Below are 20,346 nucleotides of genomic sequence, written 5' to 3'. Positions count from 1 at the left end.
TGGTCTCCTAGCGCATCTGGCCGGCGCCGACGTAGGGGTGCGGGCTCGTGAGCAGCGCCCCCTCGGCGAACCGGGAGAGGCGGAAGTCCTCGGCGGGGATGTCGGGGTCGGAGCTGCGCCCGTCGACCACGAGGTCGGCGACGAGCCGCCCGACCGCGGGCGAGATCTTGTAGCCGTGGCCCGAGAACCCGGCCGCGACGACCAGGCCGTCGAGCCCGGTCCGCGAGATCACCGGGTTGAAGTCGGGCGTGACGTCGTAGCACCCGGCGTAGGTCGAGGCGACCGCCGGATCCGCGAGGCCGGGCAGGCGGGTCCCGACCTTCTCCACGGCGACGTCGACCGCGTCCGGGCTGGCCTGGTTCGAGTAGCGGTCCGGGTCGGCGGGTTCGAGCACCGAGAGGTCCGAGTTGCCGAACAGCAGCTTGCTCCCGCCCTCGGGGCGGATGTACTGCAGCGAGACCAGGTCGGAGAACACCGGGACCGGCCCGAGCGGCTGCCCGGGGTCGACGAGCACGATCTGCTCGCGGTGCGGGGTCAGCGGCAGCTCGATGCCGTGCGCGGCGAGCAGCGCCACCGACCACGGGCCGGCGGCGAGCACGACGGTGCCGGTCGCGACGACGGTGCCGTCGGCGAGCTCGACGCCGGTGACGCGGTTGCCGGCCGTGCGGATGGCCGTGACCGTGGTGCCCTGGCGCAGGCGCGCCCCGGCCCGCCGCGCGGCGCCCGCGAAGGCCTGCGCGGTCTGGTAGGCGTCGCCGTACCCGCCGCGCGGCTCGTAGGCGAAGGCCCCGAACGGCGCGAGGTCGGCCACCGGCCAGAGCTCCTGCACGTCGCGGTGGTCGATGTCCTCGGTCTTCACGCCGACGGCGCGCTGGGCCTCGAGCGAGGCGGCGAAGGCGTCGACGTTCTCGGGGCCGACGCCGACGACGTAGCCGGTCTGGTGGAAGCCGACGTCGGCGCCGAGCACGAGCGGGGCGTCCTCGAAGGTCTGCAGGCTGCTCGCGGCCATCGCCGCGAGCGACGAGACGCCGTAGTGGCTGCGCACGACGCCCGACGACTTGCCGGTGCCGCCCGAGCCGACGGTCGCGCGCTCGGCGATCAGGACGTCGGTGACGCCGCGGCCGGTCAGCGCCCAGGCGGCGGCGCAGCCCTCGAGGCCGCCGCCGATGACGACGACGTCGGCGGACGTGGTGCTCACGGGGTTCCTTCCTGGTTCGACGAGGGGTGGTGGGAGATGCGCGCGACGACGGTCTTGAGCTTCACGTAGCTCTCGAGCGCGACGAGCCCGCGCTCGCGGCCGGTGCCGCTGCGCTTGGTGCCGCCGAACGGGACGCCCGGGCCGCCGGCGAAGTACTCGTTGATCATCACGTAGCCGGCGTCGACCCGGTCGGCCACGCGCAGCGCGCGGTCGATGTCGCGGGTGTGGATGCCGGTGCCCAGGCCGTAGTCGGTGTCGTCGGCCAGGGCGACCGCCTGGTCCTCGCCGTCGAACGGCAGCACGGCGAGCACCGGCCCGAAGATCTCCTCCCGGGCGATGCGCATGTCCGGCGTGACGTCGGTGAACGTGGTCGGGGCGAGGAAGTAGCCGGCGTCGGGGAGCTCGCGGGGCGCGTCCGCGATCCGCGCGCCCTCCGCCCGCCCGATCTCGACGTAGCCGGCCACGCGGCGGTGGTGCTCGGCGGAGACGAGCGGGCCGAGGTCGGGGTCGTCGGCGCCCGGCCCGATCGTCAGCGCGGCGGTCCGGGCCACGATGCGCTCGACGAGCTCGGCCTGTACCGACCGCTCGACGAGCAGCCGCGTACCGGCGTCGCAGTACTGGCCGGTGTTGGTGGTGAAGCCGGTGACGACCTGCGCGGCGACCGTGTCGAGGTCGGCGTCGGCGAACACGATCTGCGGTGACTTGCCGCCGAGCTCGGTGACCACCGGGGTGATGTGCTCGGCCGCGGCCCGCAGCACGGCGCGCCCGGTGGCGACCGAGCCGGTGAACGTCAGCGAGCCGATGCCCGGGTGGGACGCGAGGGCGGCCCCGGCCTCCGCGCCGAGCCCGGTGACGACGTTGACCGTGCCGGGCGGGAACCCGGCCGCCTCCGCGAGCCCCGCGAACCGCAGCGCGGTCAGCGGGGTCTGCTCGGCGGGCTTGACCACCGCGGTGTTCCCGGCGGCGAGCGCCGGGGCGACGCTGCGGCACAGCATCGACAGCGGCGCGTTCCACGGGACGATGTGTCCGGTCACCCCGACCGGCTCCCGCACCGTCCAGGCCAGCGAGCCGGGGCCGAGCGGGATGGTCTCGCCGTGCAGCTTGTCGGCCGCGCCGGCGTAGTAGTCGAGGTAGCCGACGCAGCCCGCGACCTCGCCGCGCGCGAGCGAGAGCGGCTTGCCGGTGTCGAGGGTCTCGAGACGGGCGAACGCCTCGCGGTCGGCGTCCAGCGCGGCCGCGAGCGCCCGCAGGTGACGCGCCCGCTCGGCGGGCGGGACGGCGCGCGTCCGGCGGGCCGCGGCCCGCGCGGCGGCGACCGCCCGGTCCACGTCGTGCGCGTCGCCGCGCGCGGTCTCGGCGATCGTCTCGCCGGTCGAGGGGTCCTCGACGGCGATCGTGCGGCCGTCGCGGGCCGGGACCTGCTCGCCGCCGACGACGAGGCCGGCAGCGCTCACGGGTCGGGGAACATGCGGGTCATCGTGTCCTCGTCACCGCCCGGCATCCGGTCCACGCCGACCACCTTGTCGATCACCATGTTCTGGAACCGGTGCAGCGGCTCCTCGAACCGGAAGCACATGCGCCCGCCGCGGTAGGCCGGGTTCTCGATGCCCTCCTGGACGCGCTCGACGATCTCGATGTCCTGGCGGTTGACGAGGTCCCAGAACTTCGCGAGCTGCTCGATGCCGTCCCCGGCCTCGGGGTGCTCCAGCGACTCGGGGTGGGCCAGCAGCACCGCGGTCTCGACGGTGCGGTTCGCGGCGACGGGGCGGTTGAACAGCACGAACGCGTGGTTCGGGAGCACGACGAGCGCCGTCGAGGGGAACAGCCAGACGAACCGGCCGGCGTCGGCGTCCTGCGGACCCAGCGTGCTCAGCGCCTGCAGCCCGTCCCAGCCGCCGGCGTCGGTGTTGCGCGACACCGGCGTCGTGCACATGCCCGTGTACATGCCGGGGCCCTGCCACCGGTAGTGGTCGGAGAACTTGGAGACCTGGTTGAGCTCGGGGTGCACCCAGGGCAGGTGGTAGTACTCCATGAAGTTCTCGCCGACGAGCTTGTAGTTCGCGTTGATGTCGTAGGTGAGCCGGCGCTGCGGTACCCACTCGTCGAGCCGGTAGTCGCGGAAGCGGGTCGGCAGGTCGCCCAGGTGCACCGACAGCGGGCCGGAGTCCGGGTCGAGGTTGACGAACAGGAACAGGCCCCAGGTGTCGACGGCGACGTCGTGGAGCCCGTAGTCGGCCTTGTCGAAGCCCTGCGCCACCGAGGTGTCGAAGATCGACTCCTCGCCGGCGGGCACGTCGGAGCCCTCGAACAGCGGGGTGCCGAGGCACTTCCCGTCGGTGTCGTAGGTCCACGAGTGGTACGGGCAGCGGATGCGCCCGCGGTGGCCGACCTCGCGCGCGTCGTTCGCGAGCAGCTTCGTCGCGCGGTGGCGGCACACGTTGTGGAACGCGCGCAGCGCGCCGTGACGGTTGCGGGTGATGATCACCGAGCGGCCGGCGACGTCGACGACGATGCACGCGCCGGGGCGGTCGACGTCGGCGGCGAGGCCGACCGCGACCCAGCCGGACGCGAAGACCTTCTCCTGCTCGAGCGCGAAGAACTCGGGCGTCGTGTAGGCGTCGGGCAGCAGGGTCGAGGCGAGCTCCACGGGCAGCCGGGTCGCGGCGTAGGTGGCCTCGTCGGTGTAGGTGGCCGGGTCGACGGGACGGGCCGGCAGGGTCTTCTGCGGCAGGGTCGTCTCAGACATGGAAGCTCCGCGGGTGGCTCGGGTCGGTCAGGGCGGGGCGGGTGATCGAGAAGCTCCCGATCGGCTGGGACGGGGTGTGGCCGAGCGCGAGCTCCGAGAGCAGCTGCCCGATCAGGGCGGCGAACTTGAACGCGTGGCCCGCGCCGTTGGCGACGACGATCTGCGGGTGCTCGGGAAGGGTGTCGAGCACGAAGTCCTGGTCCGGGGGGACCGTGTACAGGCAGGTCTTCGAGTAGAGCTCCGGGCCGCCGAAGCGCGGGACGTGCCGGGCGACGAAGTCGGCGTAGCGCTCGCGACGCACGGGGTCGGGCTCGAAGGTGCGGCCGTCGGCGGTGGTCTCGTGCCCGCCCATGTGCTGGCCGAGCTTGGTGGCGACCTCCCCGTAGACGGGGAAGCCGTAGAAGTTGTGGCGCCCGTGCCACATGAACACCGGGAACCGCGACGGCGCGAACTCCGCCAGGTGCGGGGTGGCGTAGTAGGTGACCTGCTCCTGCAGGACGGTCAGGGGCAGCGCGGTGCCGGTCTGCGCGAGGACCTGGTTGGTCCAGGCGTCGCTGGTGACGACGACGCGGTCGGCGTGGAGCGTGCCCTCGTCGGTGACCACCGCGACGCCCGCGCCGTCCGGTCGGACGGACCGCACGGGAGTGTTCGCGCGGATCTCGGCGCCGTGGGCGCGGGCGAGCGCGCGGTGCACCGCGTTGGCCCGCGCGGCGTCGACGATGCCCGAGTCGGGCTGGTAGAGCGCCTGCTCGCCGCCCGTGAGCCGGAACTGAGGCCAGCGCGCCGTGAGCTCGTCGGCGTCGAGGCGCTCGTAGGCGACGCCGTAGCGGTCGAACATCGCGGTGTAGCCCTCGATGTTGCGGTTGCCCGACGCCATGCCCGCCCGCGCGACGCGGTCCTCGATGACCAGCCCGCCGGTCGGGGTGACGATCTGCTGGCACGCCTCGGCCTCGACCTCGTGCCACGCCTTGTACGCGGGGGCCGCGAGCGCCGCGTACTCCTCCTGGTGCTGCGCGAGCCGGATGATCCGGGAGTGGTCCTGGGACGCCCCGCGGACGTGCCCGAGCTCGAACTGCTCGAGCCCCAGGACGCCGGGACCGAGCTCGGCGGCGAGGCGGTAGAGCGTCGCCGAGCCCAGCCCGCCGAGGCCGACGACGATCACGCGGTAGGACAAGGAAATCTCCTGCTCGAGGTGGTGGTTCCGGGCACCGGCACCGGCACCGGCGGCGGCGGTGACGCGGTGCGTGATCGCAGTGTGCGAGCGGGAATCCGTCCACGTCCATCGCAACGTTGAACCTATGATCTTGTACGATCAGTACATGATCGATCGGCGGCTGCGGGTGCTCGCGGCCATCGCCCGGCACGGCACCGTCACCGCCGCGGCGGAGGTCTGCCGGCTCACCCCGTCGGCCGTGTCGCACCAGATGCAGGCCCTCGCCCGCGAGCTCGACGTGGCGCTGCTCGAGCCCGTCGGGCGCGGCGTGCGGCTCACGCCGGCGGCGCACACGCTGCTCGAGCACGGCGAGACGCTGAGCGCCCAGTGGGAGCAGGCGCGCGCCGACCTCGCGGCCCACCGGGCGGGCGCGGTCGGGGGAACGCTGCGCTTCGCGGCGTTCTCGAGCGCGGCGGCGGTCGTGGTGCCGCGGGTGCTCGACCACCTGCGCCGGGAGCACCCCCAGCTGCGCGCGCACCTGCGCGAGACCGAGCCCGCCCGCTCGTTCGACCTGCTCGCCGCCGACGACGTCGACGTCGCCGTGGTCGTCGCGACGCCCAGCATCCCGCCGGTGTCCGACCCGGCGTTCGACCAGCACGCCCTGTTCGACGAACCGCTCGACATCCTCGTCGGCCCCGGGCACCCCCTGCTCGGGGCGGACGTCGTCGCGCTCAGCGACCTCGCCGCCGACCCCTGGGTGTGCGGCAACACCGGCCGCGCCTACCACCAGCTCGTCACGCTCGCCTGCACCCAGGCGGGCTTCGCCCCCGACATCGCCCACCACGCCGACGAGTGGGACACCGGCGCCGCCCTCGTCGCGCGCGGCTTCGGGGTCGCGCTGGTCCCGCGCCTGGCCGACCTGCCCGCGCATCACGACACCCGGCGCATCCCGATCACCACGCCGCCGGTGCCGACCCGGCGCGTCGTCGCCGCCGTCCGCGCGGGGTCACAGGAACTGCCCACCATCGCCGCCGGGCTCGACGCCCTGCGCCACGTGACGGAGACGGGCCTCGACGCGCTGGACCCGTGAGCGGGGTGGTCGCCCCGGAGATCACGAGCACGTGGTGGACCTCGGGGGCGGCTTCGCGGGGGACGAGGTGCTCGTGATCTCGGAGCGCGGCGTGGGGCGCGCGGTGCCGGGTCGCCCGTCCCCGGCCACCGGAGATCACCAGCACTCGGTCACCCGCGCCCGGCCGGGCGAGGTCGATGACGTGCTCGTGATATCCGGCGTTCCGCCGCCCGAGGACGCCTCGCCGCCACGCCGCCGACGTCCGGAGCGGGCGAGCGCGTGGCGATACGGACACTCAGTGTCTGCGACGCCACGCCGCTGACACTCCTACCGCGCGTTATGGAAGATGATCCCGAGGACGTGGCGCTCGCCGGAGTGCACCGCGGACACGCCGTGGCGCATGTTCACGCGGTGGTAGCCGCGCGCGCCGAGCTTCGGGCGGTACCGCACCGGGAAGACGACGCCCTCGCCGAGCCCGGGGCGCACGACCATCGGCCGCGACTGCTGGCGCGGGCGCTGCTCGACGAACACGCTCTCGCCGCCGGTGAAGTCGACGTCCGGTGTGTTCAGCATGATCAGCAGCTGCAGCGGGAAGGTCAGGTCGCCGTAGACGTCCTGGTGCAGGCAGTTGTAGCCGGTGGGGCCGTAGCGCAGCACGAGCGGCGTCGGCCGGTGTTGACCCGCGGCCGCGCACCGCTCGACGAGCCCGGCGTGCTCGGCCGGCCACCCGTCCTCGCCGAGCGCGTCGGCCCAGCGGTTCGCGACGCCCGCCACCCCCGGGTACAGCCGGGTGCGCAGCGTCTGCACCAGCGGCGGCAGCGGGTCGGCGAAGTAGCGGTAGCGGCCCTCGCCGAACGAGAGCCGGGCCATCTCGACCGTCGAGCGGAACACCTCGTCGCGGTCGAACAGGTCGATCATCTCCCGGCACTGCGCGGGGTCGAGCAGCGGACCGGTCCGCGCGTAGCCGTCGCGGTCGAGGGCCGTGCCGATGGCCTTCCAGTCGAGGCCGTCCAGCGCGGGCAGGGCGGGCCGGGCGCCCCGGACGGGGCGGTCGGTCGTCGTCATACCCGGGGAACACCGACCGCCCCGTCCGCGTGGCACCTCTCAGAAGTCGGTCAGCGACGCGGTGTCGCGGGTCCGGTCGAGGTTCTCCCGCAACGCCTCGACCTTCGCCGTCGCGTAGGCGTGCGCGTCCGACCCGAGCACCTGGCGCAGCGGACCGCCGCCCTCGACGACGCCGGCGACGATCCGCGCGGCGCCCCGCACCGGGTCGCCGAGCTGGCTGCCCTGCAGCGCGAGGTGGTCACGGACCATCGCGCGGATCGCGGGATAGTCACCGGAGGTGTCCGCGGGCAGGGCGAGGGAGTCGGTGCTCAGGAAGTCGGTGCGGAAGTAGCCGGGCTCGACGATCGTCACGTCGATCCCGAGGTCGGCGACCTCGGCCGCCAGGGCCTCGCTGAGGCCCTCGAGCGCGAACTTGCCCGCGCAGTAGAGCGCCCAGCCGGGCACCGCGGTCAGGCCGAGGACCGACGAGACGGTGACGACGTGCCCGCTGCGGTGCGCGCGCATCACCGGCAGCGCGGAGCGCAGCACGTTCCACGCCCCGACGACGGCGACGTCGAGCATCGCGCGGACGTCGGCCTCGCTCGTCTCCTCGACCGCGGCGAGGAAGCCGTAGCCGGCGTTGTTGACCACGACGTCGAGGGCGCCGAAGCGCTCGGTGGTCGCGCGGACGGCGCCGTCGACCGCCGCGGCGTCGCGCAGGTCCACCTCGAGCGCCAGCAGGTCGGCGGTGTCGGCGCGCCCCTCCAGCGCGCCGGTGAGTCGCTCGAGCGACCGGGTCGTGGCGGCCACGCGGTCCCCGCGCTCGAGCAGGGCGACGACCAGCTCCAGGCCCAGTCCGCGGGAGGCGCCGGTGACGAACCAGGTGGCCGGACGGTCGGTGGGGTAGCTCATGGAGATCCTCTCGGTAGTCGGTGCGATCTCCACGCTGGTCGCCGGCGGGGCCGCGCGGACGCCCATCGCGAGCCCTGCGCTGCCGAGGACGCGGAGGGCCGGGCAGCACCCGCGCGAGGTGGGGAGGATGGGCGGATGCCCCAGAGGAACCGGGAGCTCGCCGACTTCCTGCGCCGCGCCCGCAGCGAGTGCGACCCGGCACGGGCGGGGCTGCCCGCCGACGCCCGCGTCCGCCGGGTACCAGGTCTGCGCCGCGAGGAGGTCGCGCTGCTCGCGGGCGTCTCCAGCGACTACTACGCGCGCCTCGAGCAGGGCCGGCGCATCCTTCCCTCGCCGGCCGTGCTCGACGCGATCGGCCGAGCCCTGGAGCTGGACGCCGCCGGGCGCGCGCACCTCGACGACCTCGTCGGGCTCGCCGGCACGCCGCGGCAGCGTCCCCGCGCCGCGCAGCGGGTCCGGCCCGGGCTGCGCCAGCTCGTCGACGCCCTCGACGGCGAGCCCGCCCTGGTGCTCGGCCGGTGCACCGACGTCCTCGCCGCCAACCGCATGGCCCGCGCGCTGTTCACCGACTTCGACGCGATCCGGCCCGCGGAGCGGAACTACGCGCGCTGGATGCTCCTCGACGAGGACGCCCGCGCGCTGTTCGCCGACTGGGAGGTCCAGGCCCGCGCGGCGGTCGAGAGCCTCCGGCTCGCCGCGGGCGCCGACCCCGACGACCGCGCCACCGGAGCCCTCGTCGGTGAGCTCCGCGAGCGCAGCCCCGACTTCCGTCGCTGGTGGGACGAGCACCGCGTCCACCGGCGCACCCACGGGTCGAAGCGCCTGTGCCACCCCGTGGTCGGCGAGCTGACCGTCGAGTTCGAGACGCTCACGCCGCCCGGCGACCCGGACACCACGCTGTTCGTCTACACGACCGAACCCGGCTCGTCGTCGCGGCGTGCGATGGACCTGCTCGCGAGCTGGACCCTGACCGTCACCTGACGCCGACCGGTTCGGGCTCCTCCGCCGTGTCCGCCGGACGAGGCGACCAGGCGCCGGACCGCAGCAGGCGCAGCCCGTTCAGCCCGACCAGCACCGTGGACCCCTCGTGCCCGGCGACGCCCAGGGGCAGGGGGAGCGTGCCGACGAGGTCCCACACGACGAGCCCGGTGATGATCGACCCGGCGATGACGAGGTTGGCGACCACCACGCGGCGGGCGCGCCGGGCGAGGTCGACCAGGGCGGGCAGGGTGGCCAGCTCGTCGCGGACCACCACCACGTCGGCGGCCTGCAGGGTCAGGTCGGCGCCGGCGTGGCCCATCGCGACGCCGACGTGGGCGGTGGCGAGCGCCGGGGCGTCGTTGATCCCGTCGCCGACCACCATCACCCGGCGCCCGGCCGCCCGCCGGTCCTCGATCGCCGCGACCTTGTCGGCGGGCAGCAGCTCGGCGCGCCGGTCGTCGATGCCGACGGCCGCGGCGACCCGGGCGGCGGTCCGCGAGTTGTCGCCGGTCAGGAGCAGCGGCGGGTCGACGGTGCGGGCGGCGAGCGCCGCGACCGTCGCGCGGGCCCCGGGACGCAGGGCGTCGGTGAGCGCGAGGACACCCTGCGGGCGGTCGTCCACGTGCACCACGACGGCCGTGTGCCCGGCGTCCTCGGCGTCGGCCACGAGGCGCCGCACGCGCGGGTCGGTCACCGGCGCCGGGCTCCCGACCCGCACCGACCGCCCCTCGACGACCGCCCGCACCCCGCGCCCGGGCTCGGCCGCGAAGTCGACGGCGTCCGCGAGCGCCAGCCCGCGCGCCCGGGCCGCCGCGACCACGGCGCGGGCCAGCGGGTGCTCGCTCGGGTGCTCCGCGGCGGCGGCGAGGGCGAGCAGCGTGTCGCCGTCGAGGCCCAGGCCGTGCACCGACGCCAGCTCCGGCCGCCCCTCGGTGAGCGTGCCGGTCTTGTCCAGCGCGACCGCGTCCATCGTCGCGAGGTCCTCCATGACCTGCGCCGACTTGACCAGCACCCCGCGGCGGCCCGCCGTGGCGATCGCCGCGAGCAGGGGCGGCATGGTCGCGAGCACCACCGCGCACGGCGAGGCGACGATCATGAACGTCATCGCCCGCAGCAGCGCCCCCCGGAGGTCCTCGCCGAACCACAGCGGGATCAAGAAGATCGCCACCGTGGCGACGACGACGCCGACCGAGTAGCGCTGCTCGATCGTCTCGACGAAGCGCTGCGTGCGGGCCTTCGTCGCCGAGGCCTGCTCGACGAGCACCGCGATGCGCGCCATCACCGACGCGCCGGCCTCCCGCGCGACCCGCACGCGCAGCGCGCCGGTGCCGTTGACGGTGCCGGCGAAGACCTCGTCGCCGACCGTCTTGGCCGCCGGCAACGGCTCGCCGGTGATGCTCGCCTGGTCGACCTCGCCGGCACCGTCGACGACGGTCCCGTCGGCGCTGATCGTCTCGCCCGGGCGCACGAGCACCTCGTCGCCGACCCGCAGGTCGGCGACGTCGACCTCCTCCTCCCCGGCGGCACCGACGCGCCGGGCCCGCTCCGGCGCGAGCTCCAGCAGCCCGCACACCGACGACTCCGTGCGCTCGGTCGCCCAGGCCTCCAGGGCCCCGGAGGTCGCGAAGATGACGATCAGCAGGCCGCCGTCGAGGACCTGGCCGATGGCGGCCGCCCCGACCGCGGCGACGACCATCAGCAGGTCGACGTCGAGCGTCCGCTCCCGCAGGGCCCGCAGGCCGGCGAGCGCGGGCTCCCAGCCGCCGCTGAGGTAGCAGGCCGCCCAGAGCGGCGCCCACACCCCGACCGGCGCGTCGAGCAGCTGCGTGAGCGCCGCGACGACGAAGAAGGCCAGCGACGCGAGCGCCCACCGCGCCTCCGACAGGCGGACGAAGCTCCGCCACCACGCGCTGATCGCCATAACCCGCACGCTAGCTCACGTGAGCAATCGTTCATACGTGGTCGGCTCAGCAGGTCGTGAGATGGCGGCTCGACGGGGCCGGCCTCGGTAGAGTCCGTGGTGTGGGACACGGGACGTCGGGGCCGGAACCGGCCGGGACGACGCTCCTGGCTGCGCTCGGCGCGGGGGTCGACGTGCCCGTCGAGGGCATCGCGGAGACCCTCAGCGCCCTGAGCACGCCCAGCCGGCTGCGGATCCTGCTGCACCTGGCCGACGGGCCGTCATCGGTCGGCGATCTCGCCGCGGCGGTCGGGATGGAGCAGTCCGCGGTGTCCCACCAGCTGCGCGTGCTGCGCCAGCTGGGGTTCGTCGTCGGCACCCGGCAGGGCAAGCAGATCTCCTACCGGCTGTTCGACCAGCACGTCGCGCGCCTGCTCGCCGAGGCGATCAACCACGTCCAGCACCTGCGGCTCGGCGTCACCGACACCGCGGCGGCTGTCCACTAGACGCCTCTCCTGGCTCCACAGCGTGAAAAAATCTAGTAGCTTCGCCTGACTTGTCCCTCGATCGGGTGGTCAGCGATGACGGTGCGTCAACAAAGCGGTGCCCGTCGCCTCCGGATGGCCCTCGCGGCCGCCTGTGTGGCGCTCATGGCGGCGGCCTGCGCGGCCGCGACACCACAGGTCGGCGTCGCGCCGGCGTCCTCGCCCTCCCCGGCGTCGCCGGTGACCGGACCGACGCCGGGACCCGGCGTCGCGTGGGGCGCGTGTGCCGCGCCGAGCGATCGGGACCCGGCCCTGCAGTGCGCCCGGGTCCCGGTGCCGCTGGACTGGAGCGCGCCCCAGGGGCAGCAGATCGAACTGGCGCTCATGCGCCGGCTCGCCAGCAGGCCGCAGGAGCGCATCGGCTCGATGTTCGTGAACCCGGGCGGTCCGGGGCAGAGCGGCGTCGAGCTCGTGGCCGGGGGCGGCGAGGACTTCGACCGCTGGGGCGGCGGCCGGTTCGACGTCGTCGGCTGGGACCCGCGGGGCACCAACTTCAGCTCGCCGGTGCGCTGCTTCACCTCCGACGCGGACCGCGACGCCTTCTGGGCGGGGGCGAGCATCCCGACGACCGACGCCGAGTCGCAGGCCTACGCCCGACGCACCACCGACCTGGCGCGCCGCTGCGGCGAGGTCAGCGGCGAGCTGCTGAATCACGTCTCGACCGCCGACACCGCCCGCGACCTCGAGGCGCTGCGCGTCGCGGTCGGCGACCCGCAGCTCACCTACGTCGGCCTGTCCTACGGGACCTTCATCGGCCAGACCTACGCCGCCCTCTTCCCGGACCGGGTGCGGGCGATGCAGCTCGACGGCCTCATCGACGCGGTCGAGTACAGCGAGGGCGCGGAGGCGCGGACCGTCGGCGACGTGGCGCACACCGACGAGGTCTTCGCCCGGTTCCGCGAGCTCTGCCAGCAGGCCGGACCGGCCGGCTGCGCGCTCGCGCGGGGCCCCGAGACCGTCGACCAGCGCGTCGCCGCCCTGTTCGACCGGGCGCGGCAGGCGCCGATCCCCGCGCCGACCGCGACCCCGCCCGGCGAGCTCACGTACGGCGACCTGCTCGTCTCCACCTTCACCCCGCTGCGGGTGCCGGGGATGTGGCCGCAGTTCGCCGCCGACCTCGACGCCGCCGCGAACGGCGACGCCTCGGCGCTGGAGACCTCGGCGCAGCAGTACCAGTCGCCGGCGGGCTACGACGCCAGCGTGACGTCGTCGGCGATCTCGTGCCTCGACGGTCCGGCGCAGCAGCCCGTCGCCGCGTGGCCGACGGTGGTCCCGGAGTTCGTGCGGTCCAGCCAGTTGTGGGGTGCGGTCAACGGATGGTGGCTCTGGGGGCCGTGCGCGTCCGGGTGGCCCGGACGCAGCGACGACCGCTACGCCGGGCCGTGGGACGCCCCGACCCGGAACCCCGTCCTGCTGATCAACAACCGGTGGGACCCGGCGACCGGGATCCGCAACGCCGAGGCCACGCAGCAGCGGCTCGGCAACGCCGTCCTGCTCGTGCAGGACGGCTACGGCCACCCGACCTACCAGGACCCGGGAGCGTGCGTCGACGCGGCGCGGGAGCGCTACCTCGTCGACCTCGTGACGCCGCCCCCGGGCACGGTCTGTCAGCCCGACAAGCCGCCGTTCCCGTAGACCCGGCGGTCAGTCCGCCGTGACGGTGACGCCGCCCTTGCCGGCGAGCCCGTCGGTCAGCCCGCCGCGGGCGGTGCCGTCGACGAGGGTCAGCGCGCGGACGTGGCGGGCGAGGCCCAGGCGCTCGAGCGCGAGGCGGTCGACCGGCAGGTCGCCGTCGCGGGCGAGCAGCTCCTTCGCCGAGATCTCGTCGGGCAGCCCGGCGAGCGCGGCGGCGTCGCGCACGTAGACCAGCCGCCCGGCGCCGAACGCGTCGGCGAGCAGCAGCGCGCCGGTGTCGGTGCGGTGCACCGGCAGGCGTCCCGTGGCCGTCGGGAACTCGTGGACGCCGTAGGGCGGGTAGCCGTTGGAGACCGCGGCGTTCGCGGCGGCGAGGTGCACGGGCAGCTGGCCCGCGACGGTCTGGTGCGGCAGGTACGACACGCCCTCGGCCGCGAGCAGCGACGCGACGAGGCGCCCGTTCTGCTCGGCCTCGGTGGCCGCGAGCCCGGCGAGCGCGCCGGTCGGCAGCCCCAGGTCGAGCCCGACGCCGAGGACGTGGCGCGCGCGGATGCCCGCGCCGGTCAGCAGCAGCATCCGGTGCTCGGGCAGCAGTCCGCGGATCTCCTCGACCAGCGGGAGCAGGACGTCGCGCCCGCGGTCGACGATGGTCGACCCGCCCAGCACGACCACCTCGAGCCACGGCAGCAGGCGGATCGGGGCGACGTCGCCGGGCTCGGCCGAGCGCACCAGCTCGGCGTCGAGCAGGGTCTGGCGGACGAAGGCCGACTCGACGTCGCGGCCCGTCCGGTCGTCGGGGGTCGTCACTGCGGGCCTCCGGCGGAGATGATCGTGCCGACGTGCTCGCCGGCGAGGGCGCGGGTGAGGTTGCCCGGCACGAGGCCGTTGACGACCTGGACCGACCGGACGTGGCGGGCGTCGCGCAGCAGCTCGAGCATCCCGCGCTCCAGCACGAGGTCGGGCAGGCCGCGGGCGAGCAGCTCGTCCACGGTGATCTCGGGGATGAACGTCGCCGCGGGGTCGGTCTTGGGGTTCGCGGTGTAGAGCCCGTCCTCGTCCTTGACGAAGATCATCTGCTGGCAGGCGTAGGTCTCGGCGACGAGGAAGCAGCCGGCGTCGGTGCGGTAGGGCGGGATCACGCCCTCGTGGGGGACGCGCTGCCACAGCCCGAAGGGCGGCATGCCCGGGAAGACCGCGGCGCCGACCTCGGCCAGGCGCAGCGGCAGCGTCCCGAAGGCGTTGGCCTCGACGACGGGGATGCCGTGGCGCGCCAGCAGGTAGCCCAGCATGGTGGCGTTCTGGCCGGCGACCGCCGAGCCGATCTCGGAGAGCACGCCGGTCGGCAGGCCCAGCTCCGCGGCGAGCGCGTAGGCGTGCCGGGCGCGGGTCCCGCCACCGGTGCCGATCAGCAGCCGGTGGCTCCCGGTGGCGGCGACGATCTCGTCGACCAGGGGCAGCACGGCCGCGCGCCCCCGGTCCATCAGGCTCTGACCGCCGACCTTGATCACCGAGACGTCGGGCAGCACCGGGGTCTCCGGCGCCTCGTCGCTCAGCGCCGCCAGGGCGGCGTCGTCGAGCGAGCGGTCGCTCAGCAGGGCGGCGAGGTCGGCGAGCTCGGCCGACCCGCTCGCGGACACGGACACCAGGGGACCTCCTCGTGGGTGAAGGGGCGACCAGCGCCGTCGGCCCCGGTCACGGCGAGGCTAGGGCCTGCCGTGATCTCCGTGGGGCGCCCTCGGGGAGGTGGCGAACCGCAGCTACGGACGGCGGCGCCGGGGGCTCGGCGAGGACGCGGGGTGGATCCCCCGGCCCTCGTCGCGCCCACGGCGCGCGCAGCCCGGCGTGTGACGTCGAGCACGGGGTCAGGTCATGGCCCGGCGGACCTCGTGGGTGTCGTTGATCGCCTCGAAGGCCGTCACCCGCCCGTCGGACAGGCGGAACACATGGGCGAAGCGCGACGTCATCGACCGGCCGGTCGCGCGGTGGACACCCTCGAACGCGCCCAGGACGACGAGGGCGCTGCCCGCGGCGAGGAACTCGGACGGCACGGGCACGAAGCTCTCCCAGTCCGCCCCGAGCGGGGCGAAGACGTGCGCGACGACGGCCTCGGGGCCCACGTGGGTCCCCGCGTAGGCGCTGCCCGCGGCCTCGGTCCAGGCGACCTGCGGATCGAGCACCCCCACCACGGCGGCGATGTCGCCGCGGGCGAACGCGCGGTAGGCCTCCTCGACGACGGCGAGGTCGGAGCTCTGCAGGGGAGTGGTCACGGCGGACTCCTCGGGACCGGGCGGACGCGGGGTGCGTGCCGCTGCGCTCAGCCCAGCGGGGTCCGGGTCCGCCCGGTATCCGGGACGTCCGCCACGGCCGCCGCGGGGTGCGTGGGTACCGCCGCGGCCCAGGCCGCGATCTGCGCGCGCGTGCCCACGCCGAGCTTCGCGCGCAGGTTCTCGGTGTGGCGCTCCGCGGTCCGCTCGCTGATGCCGAGACGCCGGCCGATCTGGCGGTTGGTCAGCCCGTCGGCGACGAGCCGGGCCACCTCGAGCTCGCGTGCGGTGACCCCGTGCGGCGCCGGCGTCGCGACGGCGGCCCGGGCGCCGTCCCGGGCCCGGTCGCAGTGGGGGCGCAGGTAGGCGTTGCGCCGCGTCCCGGCGCGCTCGCGCAGCCCGTCGGCGGTCGCGAAGAGCTCGAGGGCCTGCGTCGCGTGCCCGCGGGCGGCGGCGACGCACGCGGCCCCGTCGTGACAGTCGGGCAGCGAGCGGCGGTCGCCGATGTGGGCGAAGGCCGCCGCGCCGTCCCGGAACCGCCGGTCGGCGTCCTCGAGGTCACCGTCGAGGAACGCGAACCAGCCGAGGAACCAGCCCGCCTTGGCCGCTCCCCACGGCGACGGGGCCGCGAGGCGCGCGTTCTCCTCGAGCAGCGCGCGGGCCTCGTCCGCCCGGCCCTGGGCCCAGCGCACCAGGCCGAGCCCGCACGTCGTGCGCAGCAGCGGCATCCAGGCCGCCTCCTGCCGGGCGACGGCGAGGCCGCGCTCGGCGCGTTCGGCGATCGCATCGACGTCGCCGCCCGCGAAGTGCGCGATCCCGAGGCTGCCCGCGCACCAGGCCCAGCCGGCGGCGTCACCGCGCCGTTCGGCCAGGTCCGCCGCCTCCTCCAGCGCGCCGCGGGCGCCGGCGAGGTCGTCCTGCCAGAGCAGGAGCAGCCCGAGCGACTGCAGCGCGGCCACGCGCGCGGAGGGGTCCCACGCGGCCTCCGGACGGGCGAGGAGACGGGCGAGGTGGTCGCGGCCCTCGCCGAGGTAGCCCCGCATGTCCCAGAAGAAGTAGAGGTCGGCGGCCGTGCGCAGGCCGGTGGGCGTCGCCGCGGGCGGGCAGCGCTCGAGGGCCGCGCGGAGCTCGGCGAGCTCGGCCTGCGCGACGTCGATCCACGCGGCCTCCCGCGGCCCGGGGCACGTCAGGACCGAGTCGGCGACCTCCGCGCACCAGTCGGCGTGGCGGCGCACGGTGTCGTCGGCCGCGCGCGCCAGGCCCGCGGCGTGGCGCCGCAGCGTCTCCAGCATCCGGTAGCGGACACCGGTCCCGGCGGGGACGACCTCGACCAGGGAGTGCTCGACCAGCGCGGCGAGGGCCGGGCCGACGTCGCGCCCCGGCTCCCCGCAGACGCGCTGCGCGACCGGCGCCGTCCAGCTCCCCGCGAACACCGAGAGCCGGCCGAACACCGTCACCGACCAGTCGTCGAGGAGGGCGATGCTCCAGGCGATGGCGGCCTCGAGGCTCCGGTGCCGCTCGGGGACGGCCCGCCGCGGCGACACGGCGGTCCCGGCGTCGTCGAGGAGGCCCGCGAGGCCCACCGTGCGGACCTGCGCGGCGGCGAGCTCGAGGGCGAGCGGGAGCCCGTCGAGCGCCCGGCAGATCCGGGCGACGTCGCGCAGGTCGCCGTCACCCACGGCGCGGTCGGGCTCGGCGGCGCGGACCCGGTCGAGGAACAGGGCGACGCTCGGCGAGTCGGCGCCGTGCCCGTCGCCGGGGACCGGCAGCGGGGCGAGGGGCAGCAGGTGCTCGCCCGGGATGCGCAGCGGGCACCGGCTCGTCGCGAGCACCGTCAGGCGCGGGCACCGGGCGAGCAGGTCGGCGAGCCCGTCGACGGCGTCGAGGACGTGCTCGACGTTGTCGAGCAGGAGGAAGGCGTCGCGGTCCGCGAGGTGCCGGTGCAGCGTCGTGACCAGGGGCTGTGCCCCCGCCTCGCCGAGCCCGAGCGCGCGGGCGACCGTCGGCAGCACGAGCGCCGGGTCGGCGAGCGGGGCGAGGTCGACGAACACCGCACCGGCGACCCCGCGGGCGACCTCGGTCGCGAGCCGGGTCTTCCCGCAGCCGCCCACGCCGACCACGGTCAGCAGGCGGTGCGCGCCCAGCACCGCCCGCGCCGTCGCGACCTCGCGCTCGCGGCCGATCAGCGGTGTCAGCGGCGTCGGCACCGGGACCCCGTCCGCCTCCATCACCGCACGGTAGCGGCGCGCACGCCTCCCGGTCAGGTGCCCGCGGTCCCGGGGCCGATGGTGGCGGCCACCTCGACGACGACGTCGGCGGGGAAGCCGCCGCGGCGGGCGTGCTCGCGCACGGTCTCGACGTCGTCGGTCTCGTGCACGCAGTAGAACTTGTCGCCGGCGACGTAGCTGTGGCGCCACGTGTACGGGACGCCGAGGTCGCACACGACGTCGTTGGACGTCGCCGCGATCTGCGCCAGCTGCTCGGGCGTCAGGTCGGACGCGCCGGGGATGTTGCGCTCGATCAGGAAGGTGGCCATGGCACTGCTCCTTGCTCTCGTGTCGTCGGCCTGGTGGCCTGCGAGAACGCTAGGAGCGGGCGGCGGCGCCCCGCGTCGGGAGAGAATCCCCGTCGTTCGCCGCGGCGGTACCCATCTCGGGAGGCACGCATGGAATCCGCGATCGACACCCACCTGCAGTGCCCCCGCACGCTGTCGCGGCGCGTTCCCGAGGACTACCGGCCGCCCTTCCCGATCTGGGTCGCGCGCGTCGGGGAGGACGTCACCCGGGTCGTCATGGGCTACTTCGGGGTCCAGTACCGCGGCGAGGAGCACCGGGCCGAGGCGTGGGCGACCCTGCGGGCGATCACCGACGGGTTCGCGCTGGCGGACGGTCCGGGCGGGTGGGACGTCACCCACCACGTCGACGCGCAGGGGTACGACACGCTCGTCGCGGCGGCGTACTGGCGCGACGCCGGCACCACGCAGCGCTGGCTGGCGCGCCCGGAGATCGCCGCCTGGTGGGACGCGCCCGAACGGCTGTCCGCGGCCGTCGGCGTCTTCCGCGAGGTGCTCTCCCCGGGCGTCGACCGGTTCGAGACGCTCTACCCGTTCACCGACCGCCTCCCCGGCATCGGCGGGGTCCTCGACGACGTCAGCGACCAGGTCGAGGAGCACGCCTACTGGGGCGCGATGCGCGACCGCATCCCGCGCTCGCAGACCGACCGCATGGGCCCGTCGGGCGAGCTCGCGGCCACGAGCGACCCGGCGCGGGGCGGGCGCGTCGTCGTGCGCGGGCACGAGAACGTGGCGCTGATCCGCTCCGGCCAGGACTGGGCCGGCATCCCCGCCGAGGAGCAGGAGCTCTACCTCGAGGCCATCGAGCCGGCCCTGCGCCGGGCCATGGACTTCCTGCGCGACAAGGGGCAGCGTCTCGGCTGCTACAGCAACCGCTACGTCCGCAACGTCGACCTCGAGGGCACCCCGCTCGACACGACCTACGCCATCTCGTTCTGGCGCTCGCTCGACCTGCTCGAGCGCTGGGCCGAGTCGCACCCGAGCCACCTCGAGGTCTTCGTCGCCTTCGTCGGCCGCGCCCGCCACGTCCCGTCGCTGCGGCTCTATCACGAGGTCTCGGTGGTCGACGCGGACTCGCAGTACTACGAGTACGTCAACTGCCACCCCGCGACGGGCCTGCTGCGCGACGCCGTCACCAGCGACGCCGTCAGCAGCGACGCCGTCAGGAGCGCAGACCCGCCTCGCGCATGAGCGGCATGACGGTCTCGCCGAAGTGGTCGATCTCCTCGTTGTAGTCGAGGAAGCCCATGATCATGCCCTCCATGCCGGCGTCGCAGAGCCGCTGGAAGCCGTCGACCACCTGCTCCGGCGTCCCGACCAGCGGCTGGCCCGCCCAGCCGGCGATGAAGCGCTCCTGGAACTTCTCGATCTGCTCGCCGAACGACTGGCTCTCGACGCCGATGATGCTCATGAGGTGGCGGGCGCCCGGCCAGTCGCCCTCGTCGATGATCCGCTGGTGGTCGCGCCTGGCCTCCTCCTCGGTGTCGCGGCAGACCACGAGGCCGTAGGTCATCGTGCTGATCTGGCGCCGGTACTCGTCCTTCGCCTTCTTCTTGATCGCCTGCGTGTAGTCGGGCATCTTCTCGAGGTCCAGCGACGCGAAGTTGATGTCGACGTACTTCGCCGAGAAGTCCGTGCCCGCCGAGGAGTTGCCGGCGTTGATGAGCACCGGGCGGGGGTTCTGCACCGGCTTGGGCTCCGACTCGAGCTCCTGGGCCTGGAAGTACCGGCCGTCGAACGCGAACTCGCCCTCGGCGGTCCAGAGCCGCTCGACGAGCTCGAGCCATTCCCCGCCGTACTGGTAGCGCTCGTCGTGCTCGAGCTGCTGGGGGTTGAACATGTGCATCTCGGGGGTGAACCAGCCCATGACCAGGTTCATCCCGTACCGGCCGCCGGAGATGTGGTCGATGGTCGTGGCCATGTTGGCGGCGACGATCGGGTGCACCGTCGGGATGTGGGTCGTCGTGAAGATCGTGATCTGGTCGGTGCACTCCGCCAGGCCCGCGGCCCAGGTGAACGTCTCGAAGTTGGTGCCGTTGAAGTTGACGTTGCCGCCGAAGCCCTTCCAGCGGGCGACGGGGACCATCGCCTCCATGCCGAGGCGGTCGGCCTTCTGCGCGATCGACCGCGTGTGGTCCCAGGTGATCTCGTAGGTGGTCGGGGCGTCGGTCATGCACAGACCGCCCGAGCAGTTCGAGCCGAACAGGCCGAGCTTCATCTTCTGGTCGTTGAAGATGGACGGGCCGTTCTCGCGGGGGTGGCGGAGCGGGATCTCCTGCTCGCGACCGTAGGTGATCGTCTGGACCATGGCGACCTCCGGGTGTCGG

18 protein-coding genes are annotated in these 20,346 nt (G+C 74.8%); 5 read left to right on the top strand and 13 right to left on the bottom strand.

Annotated elements, in window-relative coordinates; translation table 11 throughout:
* Positions 1 to 7 precede the first annotated feature (7 nt).
* From ACFPK1_RS17550 to solA, 4 genes are read right to left on the bottom strand one after another with little or no spacing between them, the layout of a single operon-like run.
* On the bottom strand, positions 8 to 1,198 hold the full coding sequence (locus tag ACFPK1_RS17550; RefSeq protein WP_378022232.1) for an NAD(P)/FAD-dependent oxidoreductase: 1,191 nt from the start codon (positions 1,196 to 1,198) through the stop codon (positions 8 to 10).
* Positions 1,195 to 2,652: an aldehyde dehydrogenase family protein gene (locus ACFPK1_RS17545; RefSeq protein ID WP_378022231.1), complete on the bottom strand. Its 1,458-nt coding sequence runs from the start codon at positions 2,650 to 2,652 to the stop codon at positions 1,195 to 1,197. The genes ACFPK1_RS17550 and ACFPK1_RS17545 overlap by 4 nt, the downstream gene beginning before the upstream one ends.
* Positions 2,649 to 3,944 carry an aromatic ring-hydroxylating oxygenase subunit alpha gene (locus ACFPK1_RS17540; protein WP_378022230.1) on the bottom strand — a complete coding sequence of 432 codons (1,296 nt, stop codon included), beginning with the start codon at positions 3,942 to 3,944 and terminating at the stop codon, positions 2,649 to 2,651. The genes ACFPK1_RS17545 and ACFPK1_RS17540 overlap by 4 nt, the downstream gene beginning before the upstream one ends.
* Positions 3,937 to 5,118 (bottom strand): N-methyl-L-tryptophan oxidase, encoded by a 1,182-nt coding sequence (gene solA, locus ACFPK1_RS17535; protein WP_378022229.1) that lies wholly within the window; start codon positions 5,116 to 5,118, stop codon positions 3,937 to 3,939. Before solA ends, ACFPK1_RS17540 begins: the two co-directional genes overlap by 8 nt.
* A gap of 145 nt (positions 5,119 to 5,263) precedes the next feature.
* Between solA and ACFPK1_RS17530 the strand changes: the two genes are divergently transcribed.
* Positions 5,264 to 6,187: a LysR family transcriptional regulator gene (locus ACFPK1_RS17530; RefSeq protein ID WP_378022228.1), complete on the top strand. Its 924-nt coding sequence runs from the start codon at positions 5,264 to 5,266 to the stop codon at positions 6,185 to 6,187.
* 306 nt (positions 6,188 to 6,493) lie between these two features.
* Here ACFPK1_RS17530 and ACFPK1_RS17525 read toward each other — a convergent pair whose 3' ends face one another.
* Positions 6,494 to 7,231 (bottom strand): 2OG-Fe(II) oxygenase, encoded by a 738-nt coding sequence (locus ACFPK1_RS17525; protein ID WP_378022227.1) that lies wholly within the window; start codon positions 7,229 to 7,231, stop codon positions 6,494 to 6,496.
* A gap of 39 nt (positions 7,232 to 7,270) precedes the next feature.
* Positions 7,271 to 8,122 (bottom strand): SDR family NAD(P)-dependent oxidoreductase, encoded by an 852-nt coding sequence (locus ACFPK1_RS17520; RefSeq protein ID WP_378022226.1) that lies wholly within the window; start codon positions 8,120 to 8,122, stop codon positions 7,271 to 7,273.
* A 135-nt stretch (positions 8,123 to 8,257) separates the two neighbouring features.
* Here ACFPK1_RS17520 and ACFPK1_RS17515 point away from each other — a divergent pair, with 135 nt between their 5' ends.
* Positions 8,258 to 9,103, top strand: coding sequence for a helix-turn-helix domain-containing protein (locus tag ACFPK1_RS17515; RefSeq protein ID WP_378022225.1), 846 nt, complete (start codon positions 8,258 to 8,260; stop codon positions 9,101 to 9,103).
* Here the strand turns inward: ACFPK1_RS17515 and ACFPK1_RS17510 are convergent.
* Positions 9,096 to 11,024, bottom strand: coding sequence for a heavy metal translocating P-type ATPase (locus ACFPK1_RS17510; RefSeq protein ID WP_378022224.1), 1,929 nt, complete (start codon positions 11,022 to 11,024; stop codon positions 9,096 to 9,098). The two genes, ACFPK1_RS17515 and ACFPK1_RS17510, sit on opposite strands and share 8 nt — an antisense overlap.
* A gap of 101 nt (positions 11,025 to 11,125) precedes the next feature.
* Here ACFPK1_RS17510 and ACFPK1_RS17505 point away from each other — a divergent pair, with 101 nt between their 5' ends.
* Both ACFPK1_RS17505 and ACFPK1_RS17500 read left to right on the top strand, forming a co-directional pair.
* Entirely contained in the window at positions 11,126 to 11,509 is a 384-nt protein-coding gene (locus tag ACFPK1_RS17505) for an ArsR/SmtB family transcription factor (protein WP_378022223.1), read from the top strand.
* Between the two features lie 114 nt (positions 11,510 to 11,623).
* Positions 11,624 to 13,183, top strand: a complete 1,560-nt coding sequence (locus ACFPK1_RS17500) for an alpha/beta hydrolase (protein WP_378022222.1) — start codon at positions 11,624 to 11,626, stop codon at positions 13,181 to 13,183.
* Between the two features lie 9 nt (positions 13,184 to 13,192).
* Here the strand turns inward: ACFPK1_RS17500 and ACFPK1_RS17495 are convergent, their stop codons facing one another.
* From ACFPK1_RS17495 to ACFPK1_RS17475, 5 genes are all read right to left on the bottom strand, one after another.
* Positions 13,193 to 13,990 (bottom strand): amino acid kinase family protein, encoded by a 798-nt coding sequence (locus ACFPK1_RS17495; protein WP_378022221.1) that lies wholly within the window; start codon positions 13,988 to 13,990, stop codon positions 13,193 to 13,195.
* Positions 13,987 to 14,826: an amino acid kinase family protein gene (locus ACFPK1_RS17490; protein ID WP_378022220.1), complete on the bottom strand. Its 840-nt coding sequence runs from the start codon at positions 14,824 to 14,826 to the stop codon at positions 13,987 to 13,989. Before ACFPK1_RS17490 ends, ACFPK1_RS17495 begins: the two co-directional genes overlap by 4 nt.
* Before the next feature lie 219 nt (positions 14,827 to 15,045).
* Positions 15,046 to 15,450 carry a nuclear transport factor 2 family protein gene (locus ACFPK1_RS17485; RefSeq protein WP_378022219.1) on the bottom strand — a complete coding sequence of 135 codons (405 nt, stop codon included), beginning with the start codon at positions 15,448 to 15,450 and terminating at the stop codon, positions 15,046 to 15,048.
* A 47-nt stretch (positions 15,451 to 15,497) separates the two neighbouring features.
* Positions 15,498 to 17,675 carry an ATP-binding protein gene (locus ACFPK1_RS17480; protein ID WP_378022218.1) on the bottom strand — a complete coding sequence of 726 codons (2,178 nt, stop codon included), beginning with the start codon at positions 17,673 to 17,675 and terminating at the stop codon, positions 15,498 to 15,500.
* A gap of 32 nt (positions 17,676 to 17,707) precedes the next feature.
* Positions 17,708 to 17,983: a DUF4242 domain-containing protein gene (locus tag ACFPK1_RS17475; protein ID WP_378022217.1), complete on the bottom strand. Its 276-nt coding sequence runs from the start codon at positions 17,981 to 17,983 to the stop codon at positions 17,708 to 17,710.
* 129 nt (positions 17,984 to 18,112) lie between these two features.
* On the opposite strand from ACFPK1_RS17475, the gene ACFPK1_RS17470 reads away from it, so the two are divergent.
* The gene (locus ACFPK1_RS17470; protein WP_378022216.1) at positions 18,113 to 19,210 is read left to right on the top strand and encodes a phenylacetaldoxime dehydratase family protein; all 1,098 of its coding nucleotides are present in this window, start codon (positions 18,113 to 18,115) and stop codon (positions 19,208 to 19,210) included.
* On the opposite strand, the gene ACFPK1_RS17465 is transcribed toward ACFPK1_RS17470, so the two are convergent.
* Positions 19,182 to 20,327, bottom strand: coding sequence for an LLM class flavin-dependent oxidoreductase (locus ACFPK1_RS17465; protein ID WP_378022215.1), 1,146 nt, complete (start codon positions 20,325 to 20,327; stop codon positions 19,182 to 19,184). The two genes, ACFPK1_RS17470 and ACFPK1_RS17465, sit on opposite strands and share 29 nt — an antisense overlap.
* Positions 20,328 to 20,346: the final 19 nt, after the last annotated feature.

Origin of the sequence: Actinomycetospora rhizophila (assembly GCF_042657905.1) — a bacterium.
Taxonomy (GTDB): domain Bacteria; phylum Actinomycetota; class Actinomycetes; order Mycobacteriales; family Pseudonocardiaceae; genus Actinomycetospora; species Actinomycetospora rhizophila.
The sequence above is the reverse complement of the archived record's forward strand: the minus strand, read 5'-3'. Positions and strand labels throughout refer to the sequence as shown.

What these genes read in the sequence shown, in the direction of transcription:
- ACFPK1_RS17540 (WP_378022230.1), bottom strand. Translation starts at nt 3,944, where the DNA reads ATGTCTGAGACGACCCTGCCGCAGAAGACCCTGCCGGCCCGTCCCGTC.
- ACFPK1_RS17530 (WP_378022228.1), top strand. Translation starts at nt 5,264, where the DNA reads ATGATCGATCGGCGGCTGCGGGTGCTCGCGGCCATCGCCCGGCACGGC.
- ACFPK1_RS17525 (WP_378022227.1), bottom strand. Translation starts at nt 7,231, where the DNA reads ATGACGACGACCGACCGCCCCGTCCGGGGCGCCCGGCCCGCCCTGCCC.
- ACFPK1_RS17520 (WP_378022226.1), bottom strand. Translation starts at nt 8,122, where the DNA reads ATGAGCTACCCCACCGACCGTCCGGCCACCTGGTTCGTCACCGGCGCC.
- ACFPK1_RS17515 (WP_378022225.1), top strand. Translation starts at nt 8,258, where the DNA reads ATGCCCCAGAGGAACCGGGAGCTCGCCGACTTCCTGCGCCGCGCCCGC.
- ACFPK1_RS17510 (WP_378022224.1), bottom strand. Translation starts at nt 11,024, where the DNA reads ATGGCGATCAGCGCGTGGTGGCGGAGCTTCGTCCGCCTGTCGGAGGCG.
- ACFPK1_RS17500 (WP_378022222.1), top strand. Translation starts at nt 11,624, where the DNA reads ATGGCCCTCGCGGCCGCCTGTGTGGCGCTCATGGCGGCGGCCTGCGCG.
- ACFPK1_RS17480 (WP_378022218.1), bottom strand. Translation starts at nt 17,675, where the DNA reads ATGGAGGCGGACGGGGTCCCGGTGCCGACGCCGCTGACACCGCTGATC.
- ACFPK1_RS17475 (WP_378022217.1), bottom strand. Translation starts at nt 17,983, where the DNA reads ATGGCCACCTTCCTGATCGAGCGCAACATCCCCGGCGCGTCCGACCTG.
- ACFPK1_RS17470 (WP_378022216.1), top strand. Translation starts at nt 18,113, where the DNA reads ATGGAATCCGCGATCGACACCCACCTGCAGTGCCCCCGCACGCTGTCG.
- ACFPK1_RS17465 (WP_378022215.1), bottom strand. Translation starts at nt 20,327, where the DNA reads ATGGTCCAGACGATCACCTACGGTCGCGAGCAGGAGATCCCGCTCCGC.